The sequence below is a fragment of the Bifidobacterium sp. W8103 genome (assembly GCF_016100775.1).
GTDB lineage: Bacteria > Actinomycetota > Actinomycetes > Actinomycetales > Bifidobacteriaceae > Bombiscardovia > Bombiscardovia choladohabitans.
On record NZ_JACFRV010000001.1, the window covers coordinates 1,423,646 to 1,439,722 of the forward strand.

14 protein-coding genes and 1 tRNA gene are annotated in these 16,077 nt (G+C 61.7%); 9 read left to right on the forward strand and 6 right to left on the reverse strand.

Going from position 1 to position 16,077, the window contains the following annotated elements; translation table 11 throughout:
• Positions 1-100 precede the first annotated feature (100 nt).
• From H3U90_RS05465 to H3U90_RS05475, 3 genes are all read right to left on the reverse strand, one after another.
• Positions 101-1,096, reverse strand: a complete 996-nt coding sequence (locus tag H3U90_RS05465) for a ribonuclease H family protein (protein WP_198177338.1) — start codon at positions 1,094-1,096, stop codon at positions 101-103.
• Positions 1,097-1,156: 60 nt separating this feature from the next.
• Positions 1,157-2,830, reverse strand: coding sequence for a phosphoglucomutase (alpha-D-glucose-1,6-bisphosphate-dependent) (gene pgm, locus H3U90_RS05470; protein WP_198177339.1), 1,674 nt, complete (start codon positions 2,828-2,830; stop codon positions 1,157-1,159).
• A 62-nt stretch (positions 2,831-2,892) separates the two neighbouring features.
• Complete coding sequence (locus H3U90_RS05475; protein ID WP_198177340.1) at positions 2,893-3,987, reverse strand: diacylglycerol/lipid kinase family protein; 1,095 nt, start codon at positions 3,985-3,987, stop codon at positions 2,893-2,895.
• 220 nt (positions 3,988-4,207) lie between these two features.
• Here H3U90_RS05475 and H3U90_RS05480 point away from each other — a divergent pair, with 220 nt between their 5' ends.
• From H3U90_RS05480 to H3U90_RS05510, 7 genes are all read left to right on the forward strand, one after another.
• Positions 4,208-4,885 carry a serine dehydratase beta chain gene (locus H3U90_RS05480; RefSeq protein ID WP_198177341.1) on the forward strand — a complete coding sequence of 226 codons (678 nt, stop codon included), beginning with the start codon at positions 4,208-4,210 and terminating at the stop codon, positions 4,883-4,885.
• Between the two features lie 12 nt (positions 4,886-4,897).
• Complete coding sequence (sdaAA, locus tag H3U90_RS05485; protein ID WP_198177342.1) at positions 4,898-5,773, forward strand: L-serine ammonia-lyase, iron-sulfur-dependent, subunit alpha; 876 nt, start codon at positions 4,898-4,900, stop codon at positions 5,771-5,773.
• A gap of 170 nt (positions 5,774-5,943) precedes the next feature.
• The gene (serS, locus tag H3U90_RS05490; protein ID WP_198177343.1) at positions 5,944-7,230 is read left to right on the forward strand and encodes a serine--tRNA ligase; all 1,287 of its coding nucleotides are present in this window, start codon (positions 5,944-5,946) and stop codon (positions 7,228-7,230) included.
• Positions 7,231-7,323: 93 nt separating this feature from the next.
• A tRNA-Ser gene (locus H3U90_RS05495) sits at positions 7,324-7,408 on the forward strand.
• Positions 7,409-7,597: 189 nt separating this feature from the next.
• Complete coding sequence (locus H3U90_RS05500; RefSeq protein WP_198177344.1) at positions 7,598-8,095, forward strand: hypothetical protein; 498 nt, start codon at positions 7,598-7,600, stop codon at positions 8,093-8,095.
• A gap of 178 nt (positions 8,096-8,273) precedes the next feature.
• Positions 8,274-8,705: a YbaK/EbsC family protein gene (locus H3U90_RS05505; protein WP_198177345.1), complete on the forward strand. Its 432-nt coding sequence runs from the start codon at positions 8,274-8,276 to the stop codon at positions 8,703-8,705.
• Between the two features lie 127 nt (positions 8,706-8,832).
• A complete protein-coding gene (locus H3U90_RS05510) occupies positions 8,833-10,392 on the forward strand; it encodes a ClC family H(+)/Cl(-) exchange transporter (protein WP_232340577.1) in 1,560 nt (519 codons plus the stop codon).
• 27 nt (positions 10,393-10,419) lie between these two features.
• Here H3U90_RS05510 and H3U90_RS05515 read toward each other — a convergent pair whose 3' ends face one another.
• The gene (locus H3U90_RS05515; protein WP_198177347.1) at positions 10,420-11,031 is read right to left on the reverse strand and encodes a Type 1 glutamine amidotransferase-like domain-containing protein; all 612 of its coding nucleotides are present in this window, start codon (positions 11,029-11,031) and stop codon (positions 10,420-10,422) included.
• A gap of 204 nt (positions 11,032-11,235) precedes the next feature.
• Between H3U90_RS05515 and H3U90_RS05520 the strand changes: the two genes are divergently transcribed.
• Positions 11,236-11,913 carry a hypothetical protein gene (locus H3U90_RS05520; RefSeq protein ID WP_198177348.1) on the forward strand — a complete coding sequence of 226 codons (678 nt, stop codon included), beginning with the start codon at positions 11,236-11,238 and terminating at the stop codon, positions 11,911-11,913.
• Between the two features lie 8 nt (positions 11,914-11,921).
• On the opposite strand, the gene H3U90_RS05525 is transcribed toward H3U90_RS05520, so the two are convergent.
• Together H3U90_RS05525 and H3U90_RS05530 are read right to left on the reverse strand one after the other, a co-directional pair.
• A complete protein-coding gene (locus H3U90_RS05525) occupies positions 11,922-12,623 on the reverse strand; it encodes a LuxR C-terminal-related transcriptional regulator (protein WP_198177349.1) in 702 nt (233 codons plus the stop codon).
• A 99-nt stretch (positions 12,624-12,722) separates the two neighbouring features.
• Entirely contained in the window at positions 12,723-14,036 is a 1,314-nt protein-coding gene (locus tag H3U90_RS05530; protein WP_232340467.1) for an ATP-binding protein, read from the reverse strand.
• Between the two features lie 113 nt (positions 14,037-14,149).
• Between H3U90_RS05530 and H3U90_RS05535 the strand changes: the two genes are divergently transcribed.
• Positions 14,150-16,075 carry a PspC domain-containing protein gene (locus H3U90_RS05535; protein WP_198177350.1) on the forward strand — a complete coding sequence of 642 codons (1,926 nt, stop codon included), beginning with the start codon at positions 14,150-14,152 and terminating at the stop codon, positions 16,073-16,075.
• The last annotated feature ends 2 nt before the right edge of the window (positions 16,076-16,077 follow it).

The following is a 16,077-nucleotide window of genomic DNA, read 5'->3' on the forward strand; positions in this document are numbered from 1 at the left end:
CCTTCATGCCCGCCATGCGCTCAACAGCTGATGTCTGCGGGTATTGTTGGTTCAGGTTCACTCCAGTGTAGACGATGGCCCCTGACGGTCCAGGAGCCGCTCAATCCTCCACTTCGATGGCGTGCAGGCGGAAAGGCGCCTCCTGGATGGTCACGTAGCCGTCAGGGTCGATGTCCGCATCTATATCGATGCTGCCGACGATATGCAGGTCCTGTCCCGTGAACATGCTGCTGCCGGATGGGGGCGGCGTGATGCGGATGCGGCCGCTGGCTCTCAGTCCCCGAGCCCCGGAGTTCCTGGTCTCCTGGTCAACCGTATCGGCGTCCGAGGTATCCTTGGAAGCCGGCGCGACTTCGTCTTCCTGACCGTCGGCCATGTCGGGGTCGGGTGTGTCGTTGTCTGCGACAGTTGTTGCTTCCACAGATTCGGCCTGCTCCGCATCCACGGCCTCGGACTCGACGGCGGTTTCGGCCAGGTCCTTCTGCTCCTTCTGATCCAGGCGAGCCTTCTTGCGACCCAGCTCGTCCAGAACTTGGGGCCCTCCGTCCAGCTCATCCTTGACTGCGGGCGGTACCTGCGTGCCTTTGGCGTAGGGGGAGGCCAACAGTGAACGCCAGCCTTCGATAGGCAGATAGCCTTCCCGGTTGCCCTTGCCTGCAGCTGTGGCGTAGCCGCGGGCCAGAGTGTCCACTTTCTCATTGAAAGTGTTGCCGGCATGGCCCTTGACCCAGACAAACCTGACCGATCCCTGCCGGGCCTGGATCTCCCGGTCGATGGCTTCAATAAGCGGGCGATTCTTGACCGGCTTGCCCTGGGAGTTCTTCCACCCCTTCTTCTTCCACCCGGGCACCCAGGTGGTGGAGCAGTTGATGGCGTATTGTGAGTCGGTTTCGATGACCAGAGGGTGCTCGCCTGGGTGGGCGCGCAGGGCCTGCAGGACGGCGCATAGTTCGCCGATCTGATTGGTGCCGTTGCTGGCGCCGCCTGCATCCGCGTCGCCGCCCTCCTGATCGGCCCAGGCCCAGCCCATGGGGCCATTGGGATTGCTCAGTGCGCTGCCGTCGGTCGAGACGACCAGATTTTTGTCATTGGTCATGGTTCCAGTCTAAGCAGAAAAATAGAGAACTCCCGCGCCAGGGATGGTTCTGTCTGCAGCTCAGCCCAGGGCCTTGGCGACCACCTGGTCGGCGTCGTCAAGAACCTGGTCCAGGGCTTCAGGTGAAACGAAGGATTCGGCGTAGACCTTGTAGATGTTCTCGGTGCCGGAGGGGCGGGCGGCGAACCAGTTGTTCTGTGTGCTCACCTTGATGCCTCCGATTTTGGCCCCATTGCCCGGGGCCTCGGTCAGTTTGGCGGTGATGGGCTCGCCGGCCAGGGTGGAAGCCGTTACATCGTCGCCGTTCAGCTGGGCGAACTTCTGCTTCTGCTCCAAGGTGGTCGGGGTGTCCACCCGCTTGTACCAGCTCTGGCCGAAGCGCTCCACCTGCTCCTGGTGGAGCTGGGCCGGGTTCTTTCCGGTCTTGGCTGTCATCTCGGCAGCCAGGAGGTCGGGGATCAGACCGTCCTTGTCGGTCGTCCAGACACGGCCGTCCCGGCGCAGGAAGCTCATCCCTGAGCTCTCCTCGCCACCGAAGGCCACCTCGCCCTTGAAGAGGGGGTCGACGAACCACTTGAATCCCACGGGCACCTCGATCAGCCTGGCGCCGATGGAGGCAGCCACGCGGTCGATCAGGGAGGAGGAGACCAGGGTCTTGCCGATGCCGGCGCCCTGGGGCCATCCGGGTCGGTTACCGGAGAAGAGGTATTCCACGCAGACGGCGATGTAATGGTTGGGGTTCATGACGCCGGTCCCAGGGCAGACGATGCCATGCCGGTCGGCATCCGGATCGGTGCCGCCCACCAGATCGTAGGAGTCCCAGGCCCCGGCGTTGAGGCGATCCACCAGCCCTTTCATGGCATAGGGGGAGCTGGGATCCATGCGAATCTTCCCGTCGTGGTCGATGGTCATGAACCGCCAGGTCGGATCCACCTCCGGGTTGACGATGCCGATGTTCAGGCCGTACTTTTCATTGATCAGCGGCCAGTAGTTGACCGAGGCGCCGCCCAGCGGGTCGATGCCCAGACGGACCCCGGAGGATCTGATCAGGTCGAAGTCGATGACATTGCCCAGGTCGGCCACGTAGTGTTCCCGGTAGTCGAAGCGCTCCACCAGCTCGGATTTGATGGCATCCTCAAAGGGAATACGCTTGACCCGCCTGTAGTCGCCCAGAAGTTCATTGGCCCGTTGCGCTATGGCGTTGGTGGTTTCGGCCGGAGCCGGACCACCTGTGGGCGGGTCATACTTGAATCCGCCGTCGGTGGGCGGGTTGTGGGAGGGGGTGACCACGATACCGTCAGCCAGGTCCTTGCCGGAGAAGCGCTGGGTGCCGTCGGCCGCCCGATTGTGCGTCAGGATGGCCTGGGATACGGTGGGTGTGGGTGTGTAGTCATCATTGGCATCGATGCGCACCCGTACCCCGTTTGCGGTCAGGACCTCGATGGCCGTCTTCCAGGCGGGCAGGGAGAGGGCGTGGGTGTCGCGGCCCAGGTAGAGCGGTCCGGTGACCCCGTCCTTGGCCCGCTGTTCGGCTATGGCCTGGCTTATAGCCACGATGTGGGCCTCGTTGAAGGAGGTGGTCAGGGCGGAGCCACGATGCCCGGAGGTGCCGAAGGACACCTGCTGGGAGGGTGTGGAAGGGTCTGGGATGGAATCGTAATATCTGCCGATCAGATCGTCGACGTTGATCAGATCTTCTGGGCTGGCAGGCTTGCCCGCGTTCTGTGCTGTCATGGCTCCCATCATGCCACCCCGGCATGAGAAAGCAGACAGAGGGGCAACAGGCTCCTTCGGTTTCAATCGGACCGGGGTACCCGCACGTCTAGGGCCTGGCGCTCAACGCTGAGTGCTATGTGGCAGGTCTCGCCCAGAATGTCGCCGTCCACCTGAGCCAGGGCTGGTTTCTCCAGGCGAATCTCCGCCTTTGTCCCCTGCAGCTGGACAATGGTGGAGTTGGTCGACAGGGGGCTCTGATTGGACTTGCGCGTGATGGTCTGATGCATCACATCACCGAAGAGGTTGGCCCAGCCGATCAGGCCGGCGGAGGTGTCGATGATCTCGAAGTCCAGGATGCCATCGTCGTAGGAGGCGTCGGGCATCAGGGAGAATCCTGGAATCTCCCCGCAGTTGCCGGCCATGAAGGTACGGAAGGTCACTGAGGTGTTGGTCTGTATGACCTGGTCGGGCCGGGTTATGGCGATGTCGGCCGTGTACTTGGGTGCGAACAGATGCTTGGCGCCACTGATGAAGTAGGCCAGCCAGCTGACCGTCTTCTTCAGGTTGGGGTCGGTGTCGTCAATCATCAGGGCGTCGAAGCCGATGCCGGCGATGATCAGGAAGGCGTGACCATGGCCTTGTTCCTCACCTTCTGCGTCTAGCAGGGCCATACGGCCCACATCCACCTGGGTGGAGCCGTGCGATGTGGCCACGGCCAGGGCGGCGTCCAGATCGCCTACGGGAATGCCCATGTTCCGTGCGAAAAGGTTTCCGGTCCCGATGGGGATGATGCCCATGACATGGTCGCTGGAGGCCATGGCGCTGGCTACGGTGCGTACGGTCCCATCCCCGCCCACGGCAACGACTACGTTGGCCCCACGCTCCAGTGCCATGCGCGCACAGGCTCTTCCATCCCGATCCAGCTGGGTTTCGATGAAGCTGAATTCGCGGATGCCCTTGTCCCGGCAGTATTGCTGGATGCGTTCGCGGGCGGCGGCTGCCTGGGGTTTGGAGGGGTTGATAACGAAAGCGTAGCTGAGCTGGTCGTCGTCCCGGGCCAGGATCTGCATGGCGAACTTGTGCCGTCTTTGAGCGCGGACGATCAGCACCACCGCAGTGACGGCAATGGCCGCCGCAGCCAGGATGGCGAGGATGACGACCGCTGGAATTGGCATGACTCTATTTTGCGCGCCGTGCCGACCCGAAGCCCCTGGGCGTGTCCGACGTGAACGAACCCTCTACAGCAATCACGCTGACAGTATGAGCTGATTGAGTTATGAAAATCGCAAAGTTATGATTGCACTCGGTCCATGTGGTCCCCTCGGTCTGGAGCTGCAACGGCTTCGTGCGCTGGAAGTCTGGGAAAGCCAGGGGGTATGGGGAGAGGAGGCAGGCATGGATAAGTACAAGAGCGTGTTCGACATCATAGGGCCCATCATGATCGGACCTTCAAGCTCGCATACAGCTGGGGCAGTGGCCATTGGCCGGGTTGGGCACATCCTCGCCGGGGGTGTTCCAAGCCGTGCCGATATCCATTATTACGATTCTTTCGCTCGCACGCACAGCGGCCACGGCACCGACTATGCCATCATCAGCGGCCTGCTGGGTTTTGCGCCGGATGATCCCCGGGTGCCTGATGCCATCGGCATCGCCCGCAGACAGGGTATGGAGCTGACCTTCCACGAGGAGGACGAACCCAGCCCCATCGACCATCCGAACACCGCCGTCCTGGACCTGCAGGGCCCAACCGGTCGGGTGATGTATGCGGCTTGTTCCATTGGGGGCGGGACCATCGAAGTGCGGCGTATCAACTTGGACGGCTGCCTGATCACTCCTCCGGGGCTTCTGCCCATCCTGCTGGTGGAGCTGGATGAATCCGAAAACGACGCCGGTCGGCGATTGGAGCACATACGCCATCTGCTTCGGGAAGAGGGCGTGACCAAACAGACCAGGTATGAGCCCGAGGGGCCGGCCGGCATGGCCGTGTACGAGTTTGATTTGGACAATCCGCTTTCCGCGCAGCGGCAGAAGCAGATCGCTGGTCACTCGTCCCGGATGATTTATATCGACTAGGAGGCATGGCGCATGTTCACTTCGATCGCTGAACTCGTGAGTATGGCCGAAGAGCGCGGCTCGTCGATATCCGAAGTGGCCATCGACGAGGAGGTGCGACGTTCGCACCAGACCCGTGAGCGGATCTGGGCAAGAATGGCCAGGAACCTGCAGGTCATGCAGGCTGCCGTGGCCAGGGGGTCCCAGGGCGATGGCGTGTTTTCCAAGACAGGGCTGAGCGGTGGCCAGGCTGCGCTGCTGGAGCATTACCGGAAGACACGAACCAGCCTGAGCGGCGATGCCATGTTGCAGGCCGTCGAGGCCGCCATGGCTACCAATGAGGTCAACGCGGCCATGGGCATCATCTGCGCGACGCCTACGGCCGGCTCCTCCGGGACCCTGCCCGGAGTACTCACCGTGCTCAAGAACCGACTGGGGCTGGATGATGATGGACTGATCCGCTGCCTGTTCACTGCAGGGGCTTTCGGACTGGTCACGGCCAACAAGGCGATGATCTCCGGAGCTACAGGCGGCTGCCAGGCCGAGGTGGGCAGCGCATCCGGCATGGCTGCCGCTGCGGCGGTTGAGGGCGCAGGGGGCGATCCCGATGCCTGCGCCCAGGCCTTCGCCATAGCCATGAGCAATCTGTTGGGCCTCGTCTGCGATCCCGTGGCCGGCCTGGTGGAGGTGCCTTGCGTGAATCGGAATGCCATCGGAACAGCCAACGCTTTGATCGCTGCTGACATCGCCTTATCGGGTGGCGTCAGCAGGATTCCGCCCGATGAGGTCATCGCAGCCATGAAGTCCATCGGCGAGAGCATGCCCTCGTCACTGAGGGAGACCGGCATCGGGGGACTGGCGGGCACTCCCACCGGCAAACGGTTCCGCAAGACTGTGTTCGGCAAGTGATGCGGGGCAGCTGTATATAAAAGTCGGACGGTTCCCGTCCGCCTTCCCGTCGTGATTGCTCTTCTCGGCTGGTCGGCGGCGGCCGGACCGGTTGCAGCAGAGGTCATAAGGCTCGGAAAGGGGTGTGCGGGGCCGATTTTCGTGTCCCCTGAAAGTCATACAATTCAGATATGCTAGATATCAGGTTCATTCAGGAGCATCCGGATGTTGTCCGTGAATCACAGCGCAAACGAGGCGAATCGGTCGAGCTCGTCGACGAAGTGCTGAAGGCGGACAGCGAGCGCAGGGCTGCACTCCAGGATTACGAGAGCTACAGGGCTGAGCAGAAGTCGCTCGGCAAGCGCATGGGCTCGGCGTCTCCTGATGAGAAAGCCGACCTTCTGGCCCGGACCAAGAGCCTGTCGGACAAGGTGAACGCCTGCAAGGCAGCCTCCGACGAGGCCAACGCCAGATACACCAATCTCATGTGGAAGTTCAGCAACGTAGTGGAGCCTGAGGCGCCCGAGGGTGGGGAGGACGACTACGTGGTGGTCAAGAAGGTCGGCACCCCGCGCGACTTCGCCAAGGAGGGTTTCGAACCCAAGAACCACCTGGACCTGGGCGTGGGCGTGGCTGGCATCGACATGCGCAGGGGCGTCAAGGTCTCCGGTTCCCGCTTCTACTTCCTGCGCGGGGATGTGGCCCGGCTGGAGATTGCCATGTTGACCATGGCCGTGGACCAGGCCATGGAGCATGGATTCATCCCTACCATCACACCAACCTTGGTCCGCCCTGAGGTCATGGCCGGCACCGGCTTCCTGAATGCCCATGCCGACGAGATCTATCGCCTGCGTGAGCCTGACGACCAGTATCTGGTGGGCACCTCCGAGGTCTCCCTGGCCGGCATGCATGAGGACGAGATTCTGGACCTGAGCAAGGGTCCGCTGCGCTACTGCGGCTGGTCCAGCTGCTACCGGCGAGAGGCTGGCTCCGCCGGCAAGGACACCATGGGCATCATCCGTGTCCACCAGTTCGACAAGGTTGAGATGTTCGTCTACTGCAAGCAGGAGGACTCCCGCGACCAGCACCAGCAGCTGCTGGCCATGGAGCAGGAGATGCTGGCCAAGGTGGATGTGCCTTACCGGATCATCGACACCGCCGCAGGAGACCTGGGGTCCTCGGCAGCGCGCAAGTTCGACTGTGAGGCCTGGGTGCCCACCCAGGGTCGCTACCGCGAGCTGACGTCAACCTCCAACTGCACCGAGTACCAGGCCCGCCGCCTCAACGAGCGCGAGCGGTTGGAGGACGGCTCTACGCGTCCTGTCAGCACCCTGAATGGGACCCTGGCCACCACCCGTTGGTTGGTCGCCATCCTGGAGAACCACCAGAACGCCGACGGCTCCATCGTCATTCCTGAGGCCATGCGCCCCTATGTGGGCGGCAAGGAGGTCATCGAGCCCAAGACCTGGGAGGCCTGAGCCGCCTCTGCTGGGATCGACCGACATTCCGTTGGTGGTCGGCCCAACCTTGATGTCGTATGATGAGTGACGTGCCTGATCGGCACGTCTTTTGGACAGGTGTCTGAGCGGCCGAAAGAGACGGTCTTGAAAACCGTTGTGGCGTAAGCCACCGCGGGTTCGAATCCCGCCCTGTCCGCCTGGTTGATGCCCCGGAGCTACGTCCGGGGCATTCTTGTGCTCGCTGAAGCGTATGTTTCCAGTCCTGAGGTCAGCGGTTGCACAGTGGTTTGAGTTGGAGCCCGGTGTCTACAATAAAAGACTGTAGCCATGCTTAATCACGCGGGTCGACCGTTGGGTGCCGGCTCTGCAAGGGAAAGGTCGGGTCGTGGATCAATTCATCGCCATTGTCTCTCTGATCGGGGATTGGTTGCTTTTCACATTCCCTCTCTTCCAGGGGCTGATGGAGCTGCAGGAATATCAGGAGCTCTTGGACGACTTTGATCAGCTCAGCAAGAATTGGGATGAGGTCTCGCCATGGTGGTGGCTGGTGCCCATCGTCAAGATTCAGCTGGAGCGCAAACGCGGGCACGAAATTCTCCGTCAGGCTACCAGGACCAGATCAGAACGTCGACGGGCGCTGAGCTTCCTCGACCAGGCGACCGCCTGGTACTTCGTGTCGGTCGCAGGCTGGCTGAAGATGATCTCCTCCTCTTATGAATTGCTTGAGAAATACGATGCCGAAGAGAACATATGGCTGCTGGTCCTTCTGATCGTTCTGCTGACCTCCGGCGGTCTCTTCAACGCGTACTATCGCATAGACAGAAAGCGGATAGGCCAGAAGGAGAAGGAGCTGAAGCCCGACTCAGAGGTGGCCAACGACTGACGAGGCGACCTTGAGACCAGGCAATGACAGCACCGATCCTGCAGCCAGAGCAGAGCTTGACGCCTCAGCCGGTATGGATAAGGGGTCATTAGGCTCGGGGGACAGGATGGTTCCCCAGCCGGTGCGAGAGCTTCTGGATAGTTTGAGAACAAATTGGCGAGTCGCTCAACACCCGCCCTTGGACACCATTGACCAGGGCATGGAGCTGGGCATTGCTGACCTGCTGGGGCTTTCTATAGAAAACCTCTCCAAGTTCTTGCTGCTGGAGGATGCTGGAGGTCTGCTGATACTCCTGGTGGCCAAGGGCATAGAGCGGCCTGATTTGCGCCAGGTGCGGGCAGTGGTCGGATGCCGAAGGCTGCACATGGCCTCGGCCGCCACCCTGCGCCAGTGTCTGGATACGGTGCCGGGTCGGGTCTCGCTGCTGGATCTTGTGGGCCATCGCGGCCAGGTGGACACCGTCGTCCTGGACGGTAATCTGACGGCAACAGACGAAGAGACAGCACTGCCTTTGGGCTCTGACTATGTGTCCGTCTGCTTGCCCGGCTCCTGCCTGGCGGATTTTGCTCGGAAGCTGGTATCCCGGGTGTTCATAATGTCTGAGAGTTGAAGCCGTCGACTCAGCCATTGCTCCTGGTCTCTGCCCTGAGAGAAGCTGGAAACCGTTGTGCGCAAAGGAGGGAAGGAGCAGGCCTGTGAGGCTGAACCTGTCTTGGAGAAAGCCGTCGGCAGATGAGATGGATCAGACCCATCGTTCCGACCCTGTGCAGGCGACCAGGCCGGGTCGAGCCAGCCGGTGGCTGGTGGCTCTCAGAGCTGCCTGTTGCGGGTTGCTGGTGGGATTGCTGGTGGTGCTCTACCGGCAGGGCATCGGTTATGGCACAAGGTTCGCTCGATGGGCCTACGCGCAGATGCGTGACCAGCCCCTGATGATTCTTCCTTGGCTGCTGGCCGCCCTGCTGGTAGGACTGGCCCTGGCCTGGATGGTCCGCCGGGTTCCTATGGCCTCGGGCTCCGGTATTCCACAGGTGGAGGGCGTGGTCATCCACGGCATGCGCATGTCTGCCCTGCCTGTGCTGGGCGTACGGTTCCTGGGCGGTCTGGCCTGCGGCATGTTCGGCCTGTCTTTGGGGCGCGAAGGGCCCTCGGTGCAGATCGGCGCGGCCGGTTCCCAGCTGGTTTCCCGTGGATTGCGTCGGGACCGTGTGGAGGAGACCTGCCTGGTGACCTCCGGTGCGGCCGCCGGTCTGTCTGCGGCATTCAACGCGCCCCTGTCGGGGATGGTCTTTGCTCTGGAGGAGATCCACCGGTCCTTTTCGCCAATGATTCTTCTTTCGGCGGCCATGGCCTGCCTGAGTGCTGATTTCATCGCCAAGAACCGCTTCGGCCTGCGTCCGGTCCTGGACTTCACCGCTATGCCCCAGCTGACCATCGCCCAGTATCTGCTGATGATCCCCCTTGGGCTGGTGGCCGGCCTGGTGGGAGCTGCCATGAACCGTCTGTTGCTGGGCGCACAGAGCCTTTACAGCCACCTGCCCTCGAAGCTGGGGCCGGTGATCTCCCTCTTCCTGGCCCTGCCGGTCGGATTGATGCTGCCTGCCGTCCTGGGTGGCGGCGAGGACCTGATCGGCAAGGCGGAAGGCGTTCGCGAGGTGGCCTGGTCGGTGGCCGTCAACCTGCTGGTTCTGCTCCTGGTCAAGATGCTCTTTACGGCCAGTTCCTTCGGCAGTGGCGCCCCCGGTGGCATCTTCATGCCCATTCTGGCTGTCGGTACGCTGACCGGGTCCCTGTGCGGGATGGGTGCGGCCGCCCTGGGAATGCCCGTTCGGATCATTCCGGTCTGCGCGGTCTGCGCCATGGCAGGCACCCTTACGGCCTCGGTCAAGGCCCCCATAACCTCCATCCTGCTGACGGTGGAGATGTCTGGTTCCTTGGTTCACATGCTCCCCGTGGCCCTGTGCGCTTTTACTGCTCTGATGGTGTCCGATTTGCTGCGTGTCGAGCCTATTTACGAGGCTCTTCTGGAGCGTTACCGTCGAGGGCATGCTCCCGATACACAGGCTCCTGACAGGGTCACTGTGGAGTTCCCCATAGAGCATGGCAGCCCGGCGGCTGGTCGTCTGCTGGGGCAGGTTCCCTGGCCGCACGGATGTGCTGTAGTCGGTCTGCGCAGGGGCGAGCATCGGCTGATTCCTGCTGGTGATTTACGGCTACTTGCCGGTGACGGTGTCATCCTGCTCTGTCCTGGTGATCGCTTGGATCAGGCCCGACAGGTCATGGAAAGCCTCTGTCGCTGACGGGTGCTTTTCCAACTGGAGTTTTCTCTAAAGAATGGTCAGGCACTGCCCGTGGACAGCCACGGCCTGGCTGTTGCTGATGGCCACCATGGGACCATCATCGCCGTAGTGGTCCAGAATTTTCCTGGTCACCTCGGCGAAGGGCTCGGAATCAAGGTGGGGGAGGAGGCGGAAGTCCACTAGACCCAGCCCAGTAGTGGAGTCCAGATCCGGGGCGGCCGAGCGAGGATCCATGGCATCCAGGAAGCCGATATCGGGACCGGTCACCACAGCGCCAGCCGATTCGCCGATATAGGGTTTGCCCTGGTTCACCTGCTGTCTGATCAGATCCGCAGCGCCTGAGCGACGCAGCTCCTGCAACAGGAAGAAGGTGTTGCCTCCGGACAGATAAATCAGGTCGTCCTCCTCCAGGCTCCGGCGCATGGTCTCCGGATCGGCGGTCGAGACCTCCAGATCGTCAATCTGACAGCCCATGTCGGTGAAAGCCCGGCGAGCATCCTGGACATAACCATCCGAACGCTGGGGAAGGTTGGCCGTGGGGATGAAGGCCACCGTATGGTTCTTGGGCGAGCCTTCGAGGAAGGTGGGCAGCCTGCCAGCGGTAGCGGAGAATGAGGACGTGAGCAGCAGCCGACGCATGACGGCTCCTTTCGTGACGGGCGGGACTTCCGCCCAGGGCAGGTTATAAAAGGTAAGATCCGATCATTGCTGGCTTCAATATATCCATGCCATGGCCTTCGCCTGGTGATTGACCACGTTGTAGGCTCGGATGCCTAGTCTGGGGGCATGGCAAGGCAGCATCAGGAGTTTCGGCAGAAATCGGGTCAAGACGTCTCGAGTGACATGTCTGGTTATGATTTCTCCGGCAACGACAGGTTCAGCGATGACCGCCCCGATCCTGCGGCCCCCGGCGGCAGCATCATCTTCGCGTTGCCCGGGACCTTGGTGGATTGGGATCCGCGCAGAGCCCTGGTCGGGCAGTACCCTGACGGGGTGATCGATATGGTGCTGGACCCGGAGGACCCTTGGGGCTTCACCTGTGTCAGAAGACAGGTCAATCTGGGTGTGGACCCGCAGCAGGCACTGGCCGACTATGAAACCACCCACGGGCCTGCGGTCGCCTGGGTGGTTCGCGTCTGTCTGGAAAACTACACCCTGGCAGTGAACGGTCTGCTTCCCGGAGCATCGGATCTGCTGGGGGATCTGGAGCGGGCTGGCCTGACCCTTTGGGGTCTGGCGGCAGCGACCGGTCAGCTGATTGAGTCGGTATCCGAGGTACTTTCGCCGCTCTCTGCCCTGAAGGCCGTCCTGATTTCGTCAGAGGAGCATCTGGACCTTTCCGATCCGCTCTTCTATCGTCTGGCCCTGCGCCGCTTCGCCATCAGCCCCGGGCATACGATTTTCGTTGATGCGGACCCTGAACATGTGGCTATAGCTGACAGGCTAGGCATGGATGGAATTCTTGCCCAGGACATCAGCAGCCTGCGTCAGCTCCTTCGTCAGCGGGGCATCGCCTGCTGAGCGGACGTTCAGACGATGCGGCGGTCTGCAGCCCAGCGGGTCAGTTCGGTTCGGTTGGATAGCTGGAGTTTGCGCAGGACGTTGGAGACGTGGGTCTCAACCGTCTTGATGGAGATGAAAAGCTCGGAGGCCACCTCGCGGTATGTGTAGCCCCGGGCGATCAGGCGCATGACCTCCTGCTCGCGCGCGGAGAGCCGGTCCAGTTCGTCGTCTTCTGCCAGGCCGGCATCTGCGACCTCGTCCTCCTGGAAGGCGGAGAGCACGAATCCGGCCAGCTTGGGTGAGAAGACGGCGTATCCTTCGTGCACCTGGCGGATTGAAGAGACCAGATCCTTGGCGGAGATGGTCTTGGTCACGTAACCACGGGCTCCGGCACGGATGACCGAACCCACGTCCCTGGGTGAGTCGGATACGGAAAGGGCCAGAAAGACCGACCGGGGGGAGAGGGGATGGGAACGGCTCAGAATTTCGGCACCTCCACCGCCCTGGCCACCCGGCACGTGCACATCCAGCAGAACCACGTCGGGACGGGTCTGCCCGACCATGAGGATGGAGGATTCCACGTCCGCCGCCTGACCCACGATGTGAAAATGCGGCTGTAGGGTGGTGATGACGCCGGTGCGGAACATCTCATGGTCGTCGACGACGGCTACGCGGATGTTTGCGGACCCATCCTTGGCTTGATGGAGCTCTGCTGCAGTCGTGGTCATGGGCGTGGTTCAGCCCGCCTTTCCCGACGCGGGGTCCTCAAGTGTGGGTGGGATCGGACCGGCATGCGTCTGTGAATGAATGGTTCACCATGCATCCTATCATTGCTGGGCATCGGTCCCTTTTTCACGCTGACCAACCTTGCCCTCCTGATGCTGGCTGGCCTCGGACAGCGGCATGTGCATTCTGACCTCGGTGCCCCAACCAGGACGGGAGACGATCTCGACCCTGCCACCACGTCGCCGAATCCGGCCGATGATGGACTCGCGGATTCCCAGACGGTCAGCCGGAATCGCATCCACATCGAAACCCGAACCGTGGTCGCGCACGTAGACCTCAACCTGATTCCTGCGGGCCTCGCAATATAGGGAGATGGGTTCACCGCCGTGGGTGACGGCATTGACCAGGGCCTGTCGGGCCGCGTTGAGCAGGGCATCGGTCTGGGCGCAGGGCATGGCGTCCCCCACGGTGACCACCTCGATTGGCTTGCCTGAATCGTCCTCCACCTGTGCGGCTATCTGGCTCAGCCCGGTGCTGACGGACCGGTCTGAGGGGGTGCGTTCCTGGTAGAGCCAGTTACGCAGATCTCGCTCCTGGGATCGGGCCAGGGTGAAGACGGTATGCGGGTCGTCGGCATGCAGCTGAATCAGGGCCAGGGTCTGCAGAACGCCATCGTGCAGATGGGCTGCCATATCGGCCCGCTCCTCCTCGCGTTCCTTCATGGCGCGTTCATCCCCCAGCTGGCTAATGATTGAGCCGACCCAGGGCACGACCACCGCGGTTACGCCTACAAGAAGCAGGCCGGCCAGGACTATCAGGGTCAGCGCCCAATGCAATTCCTGGGTGGACAGCAGGAAGATTACCGCAGCCGACAGGATCAGGGCCAGGCTTCCGATCAGGGCCGGCAGGTGGTAGCCGGTTCCTTGGTTCTCCGGCCTCACCCAGGCCAGGACAAGTCCGGCGCAGAAAAGCAGGCAGGGGACGACAAAGGCGGGGCGCATACCGCTGCTGAGCAGAATGACCGCGGTCAGCAGGAGGATGATGCCCAGGCCTGCCAGCAGTCTGGTTACCCGCCCGGGAGTGATGCTGTGATCCTCCTTCTGACCTGGTTGCCCAGTAAGGATGCTGGGCGCCAGCGGGGCTGACCGCGGATCATGCGGTTGGACTCCCTGGGTGGGATCGCCCTGGGGAAGTGTCAACCAAAGAAAGCAGTAGACCACGCAGGTGATCATTTTGGGAGCCAGGAGAACCATGACCAGGCGTATCCAGAAGACGGGGATACCCAGGTGCAAACTGACGCCCTTGCAGACTCCGCACAGGATCCTGCCCTTGTGCGGCCTCATCAGGGGCATGCGCGCAGGGTGCAGAGGAGGCGGTTCCTTCAGCGTTTGTTCTTCCTGCATGGTTGCGTTCATGCTTCCATTATCGTTTTCGGACGGTGCCGATAAGGCAGTAAGGGGAAGAAATCAGGGTTGAATCAGGGTGTTCCCCCATAAGATTTGCGCTCGCTGGGTGTTGTAATGAAGACATGAGTAGCGACATGAACGGCAATGGCCCTGATAACGGCTGGCGGTGGAAGTCCGACAAGTTCTTCCGCGCCTGCAGGGAGTCCTATCTGATCCGCGACCAGGGATGGATCGGCGGCGTCTGCGTAGCCTTGGCCCGTCGGCTGGGCTGGAGCGTGACCCTGGTCAGAGCGCTGATGATTTTGGCGGTCTTTCTCTTCGGCACCGGTGCTGCCTTCTACGGTTTTGCCTGGTTCGTCTTGCCGGACCGGCGTGGGGTCATTATCGCCCAGGAGCTGATTCACGGGATTTGGCACGCTTCCATGGTGGGCATCATCATTTACTGGCTGCTGGCAATCCTGATTCCTGGAGTCGGAATCTTTTCCCTGGGAGTCGGAATCTTTTCCCTGGCTTTGGGTGCGTTGATCCTGTATCTGCTCATCCGGTGGAGCCGCAACAAGGCCCTGGAGTATCAAAGAGGGTACTGGGCTGGGCCGGATGCCGGCAGGCCGGTTTCGGGCGATCCGTGGGTGATGGGATCGCAGTATTCGGAACGGCCGAATGGCACAGGTTCGCAGCGGTATTCGAATCAGCCTGAGTACCCTAGCTTTTCGGGGTATGAGGGATACCAGGATTACACAGGGACGCGAAGCAATGCACAGACAGCAAGTGATTCGAGCTCGGAAGGACTCAAGGATCAGCCAGAGCATTCCGATTCGTATGGAACTTCGGAGCAACAAGGGGAGGTAGCCTCTCCTGGACCCATCTCTGAGACAGAGGATTCGGCAAACGCCGGCAGCGATTCGAATAATACGCAAGATGGGGGCAATCCCAGCGCTGGTGCAGCTCCCGGAGGTTGGACGGGGGCAGAAGGCCCTGCAGAACCTGCTGGGAACAAGAATCAGTCGTATGGATTCAGTGCCTGGCCGGGCTATGGCACAGCCGGGTCATTCTCGACAGGGCCGGGAATAGCCCGTCAGGGTCCGTCGGTTCCGCCCCGGCTGAGGCGTCGTCCCGCCGGACCTATGCTGGTCAGTCTTCTGTCGGGACTGATCCTGGTCTCCGGAGCAGGGGTCTGGTGGATGGCCACGAACCCCTATCGCGGATTGAATGCGACCTTGGCCTATGCTCTGATCTGGGCTGGAGGCGTCACGCTGGCACTTGGCGTGGTCATACTGATCCTGGGCTTGATGGGCCGCAGGTCTGGAGGGTTGACCCCCATTGCCTTGATGGCCTGCCTGGTTGTCCTGATTCTGGCTACCGGTTCGGCCATACCAGGCATTGAGCAAACCCAGAACCGCAGGGTCTTGGCCGACTACGCCACAGTTCAGGTTAACGGCAATAACCACGGGCGTTTGTTGGGGGCGGACAGTGCGGACATGAGGCGTTATCGCCGCGGCACCGCGCTGGTCGGAGACCCGCAGGATCAGGGAAGTGCCGTCATTGACCTGACTGGTTATGAGCGGGAACACGGCACCCATCGTGTTCAGATTATGGATGATGCGGTGAGCACAGTCTCAGGCTGCCCGACGGGCACCGTCCGCCTGGCTGTGGCCTATGCTGACGTTCGCCTGCTCATACCTAAGGGATGCAGCTTGTCCTATAGGGAACACGCCGACCTCTACAGGGTCTTGGGATCAGGGGCGGCTGACTGGATAACCGAGACGGAACAAGGAAACTGGATGTGGTGGGGCAATACGTCGTCATCAGCTGAACGACGCGATTGGGAGGAAGCCCTGCGAGCGTCCAAGGAGGATCAGTGGCATATGCCCGACGAGCCCGAATTGATCGTCGAAGCCAATCTCATGGCCGGTGCACGGGTCACCGTGCAAGCCCGGGGGAGTGCTACCCAGCCAAAACGGGCGCAGCTCTACAGCGGCTTGATCAATGATTATTGGGATTACAGCTACAATCCATGGCAGTTTGGGGAGGACCAGGAAGATGACTGATA